The organism is Arthrobacter sp. 2YAF22_2, from assembly GCF_052114645.1.
Taxonomy (GTDB): domain Bacteria; phylum Actinomycetota; class Actinomycetes; order Actinomycetales; family Micrococcaceae; genus Arthrobacter.
Window position 1 is genome coordinate 1 of record NZ_JBFRFD010000463.1, and the last position, 2,924, is coordinate 2,924.

Consider the following 2,924-nt stretch of genomic DNA (forward strand, 5'->3'; position numbering starts at 1 on the left):
GGGGTGGACGTAGACGGCGCCGGTGTGTGCCTGGTAATGCGTCTGGGGCGAATCCATGGTGCCGAGCAGGGAACCGGTGTCGGCGTCCACAATGCTCACCGGCCCGCCGCCGTCGGCCCGCAGGTTCACCATGGCCGCGGCGCTTTGCGGGTGGGTCCAGAACCAGCCCGCGGGGCGCTTGCGGAGGTAGCCTTGGCCGACCAGCTGATCCAGCAGTTTTTCGGCCGTCGGGCCGAACAACCCGAGCTCCGCATACCCCAGCGGCAGCTCCGCCGCGGCGGCACACAAGTGCGGTCCGAGCACATACGGGTTGGAGGGGTCGAAGACCGTGGCCTCCACCGAAACGTCGAAGATCGCCTCCGGGTGGTTCACCAGATAAGTGTCGAGGGGATCGTCGCTCGCGACGAAGGCGGCTATGGCGTCCTGCCCAGCGCGGCCCGCCCGGCCGATCTGCTGGAACAGCGAGGCCCTGGTTCCCGGCCAGCCGGCCACCAGAACAGCGTCGAGACCGGAGATGTCGATTCCCAGTTCGAGCGCGGACGTGCTGGAAACGCCCAGCAGCTCGCCGGAGCGCAGCGCCTTTTCCAGGGCCCGCCTTTCCTCCGGCAGGTACCCAGACCGGTAGGCCGCCACCCGCTGCGGCAGGCTGGGGTCCACCTCGTCCAGGAGACGCTTCGTGATGGAGGCGATTGTCTCGGCCCCCCGCCGGGACTTGATGAACGCGATGGTCCGCACCCGGGAGGCGACCAGGTTGGCCAGCAGGTCCGAAGTTTCAGCCACGGCGGTCCGGCGCTCCTTGGCCCCGTTTTCGCCGCGCTGCTCCGTCAGGGCCGGTTCCCAGAAGGCAACGGTGGTGGCACCGTGCGGCGAGCAGTCCTCGGACACCGCCCGTACCGGAGCGCCGATGAGCCGGCCGAAGGAGGTTTCAGGGTCGGACGCGGTGGCCGAAGCGGCGATGAACACGGGACCGGGATGATCGGCGCCGGGGCTGTAGTAGGCACAGATCCGCCGAAGTCGGCGCATCAGGTTCGCCACGTGCGAGCCGAAAACGCCCCGGTAGCTGTGCGCCTCGTCCACGATCACGTAGCGCAGCCGGCGGAAGAACCGGGCCCACCAGGCATGGTTGGGCAGGATGCCGAAGTGCAGCATGTCCGGGTTGGCGAGGATGACGTTGGCGTGGTCCCGGATCCAGCGGCGGGAGGTCGGGTCTGTGTCGCCGTCGTAGGTTTCCGCGCGGACGGTGGGAAGCCGGAGCGAGCGGATGGAGGCCAGCTGGTCGGCGGCCAGGGCCTTCGTGGGCGAGAGGTACAGGGCGACGGCCCCGTCGTCGTGGATCTTTCCGGGATCGGCCGCCACGCGCAGTTCGGAGCGGTGGACCGCGTCCAGCGCCGGCAATTGGTAGGCCAGGGACTTGCCGGAGGCGGTGCCGGTGGCAATCACCACATGTTCGCCGGCGTGGGCCAGATCAGCGGCCTGTACCTGGTGGCGGTAGGGCTCGTGGAGGCCGAGCCTGCCGTACGCCTGCACGAGATCAGTGTGGACCCACTCCGGCCACGGCTCAACAACGGCCTTCCGGGCCGGGATCATCCGCACATGCCGCAGCTGCTCCGGGTCTGGGCCGCGGCCCAGCAACGGGATCAGGGACTCATGGGGATTCACTCCAACATTGTTTCACCCGGGCTCAAATCGCCCGCCGCCGCCAGATGCCAGCCACCCGCCGCAGCGGCGCGCTGCCCGCCGCCAAGCTGCCCTGGCCGCGCCCCGGACCCGCCTCACTCCACCGAAAGGTCGGCGCCCTCGTCCGAGGAAGAAAGCATCAGCACGTGGCACACCGTGGTCCAGCCAAGATGCGAGTACAGGTGCTGCCCGTCCAGTGAGGCCAGCAGGAGCCCGCCTTCGACGTCGTGTTCGAACGTTTGCGCAGCCAGCGCCCGCATGACGAAGCTGCCGAGCCCCCGCCGCTGGTACCCGGGTTCCACCACGATCTTGTCGAACACGGCCGTGTGGTCCGCGACGAACACCTGTCCGCTGGCGGCAACCTCATCGCCGGCGTACACCACCGCGTGGTGGACACCGCCAACGGTGGACGGCACCCACCTGAGGTCGTCGTCCGGAAGCCAGGGATCCTCGGAGTCCTGGGTCTCCATGTCCACGATCATCATGGTCTGCGACGCCGAGGTCACATTCAGCCCGTTCTGCTGGGCCAGGGGCTTGTAGCGGGCCGCGTCGTTTGTGAGGATCGTGAGGATCCGGGCGGGGACCTCGGCGGTCTTGGCGGCCAAGTCCGCGAACTCGGCATCCGAGGGATCGTGGGCGAAATATTCCCATTCCTGGGTCGTGTCCGCCCTCAGCACCGCGGGAAAGCGGCCCTCACGGCGTGTCTCATAACCCCGGCAACCAGCCCACCCGGCAACCCAAACTTCAAGGAGATGGGTGGTGTCCTCAACCATGGCGTCAAGACTCATGAGATGAGCGTATTCCAGCCCCGGCGCAAGCAACAGGGGCCCGGTCCGGTCAAGTCCTTTGAGGCCGTGAACATGACGCTTTCGGACGGACGCGTGCGGAACCGGGCAAGGCGTTTTGCCCGGACCAGTACGCTTAAATACGTGAATCGAATTGTGCTCTTCTACGGCTTTACCCCGATCCCGGACCCGGAGGCCATCCGGCTCTGGCAGCGCGCCCTCGGCGAAAAGCTCGGGCTGACCGGCCGGATCCTCATCTCCAAAGACGGCATCAACGCGACGGTCGGCGGCGAGATCGGGGCGGTCAAACAGTACGTCAAGACGACGCGTGAATACCAGGGCTTCCGCGGCATCGACGTGAAATGGTCCGACGGCGGTGCCGCGGACTTCCCCCGGCTCAGCGTCAAAGTACGCGACGAAATTGTCTCCTTCGGTGCGCCGGGCGAGCTCAAGGTGGATGGG

At 67.6% G+C, this 2,924-nt stretch carries 2 protein-coding genes and 1 pseudogene; 1 reads left to right on the forward strand and 2 read right to left on the reverse strand.

Annotated features, from left to right (window positions below):
• Positions 1 to 1,659 (reverse strand): DEAD/DEAH box helicase (locus AB4Y86_RS15875; RefSeq protein WP_441403150.1); only part of this gene is annotated, 1,659 nt, incomplete at its 3' end.
• Between the two features lie 113 nt (positions 1,660 to 1,772).
• Positions 1,773 to 2,465, reverse strand: a complete 693-nt coding sequence (locus tag AB4Y86_RS15880) for a GNAT family N-acetyltransferase (protein WP_441403151.1) — start codon at positions 2,463 to 2,465, stop codon at positions 1,773 to 1,775.
• A 141-nt stretch (positions 2,466 to 2,606) separates the two neighbouring features.
• Between AB4Y86_RS15880 and AB4Y86_RS15885 the strand changes: the two are divergent.
• Positions 2,607 to 2,924: pseudogene (locus tag AB4Y86_RS15885) on the forward strand (hypothetical protein); the annotation flags it as partial.

Bases quoted from the DNA above. Each gene is read 5' to 3' on its own strand.
- AB4Y86_RS15880 (WP_441403151.1), bottom strand. From the start codon at position 2,465: ATGAGTCTTGACGCCATGGTTGAGGACACCACCCATCTCCTTGAAGTT.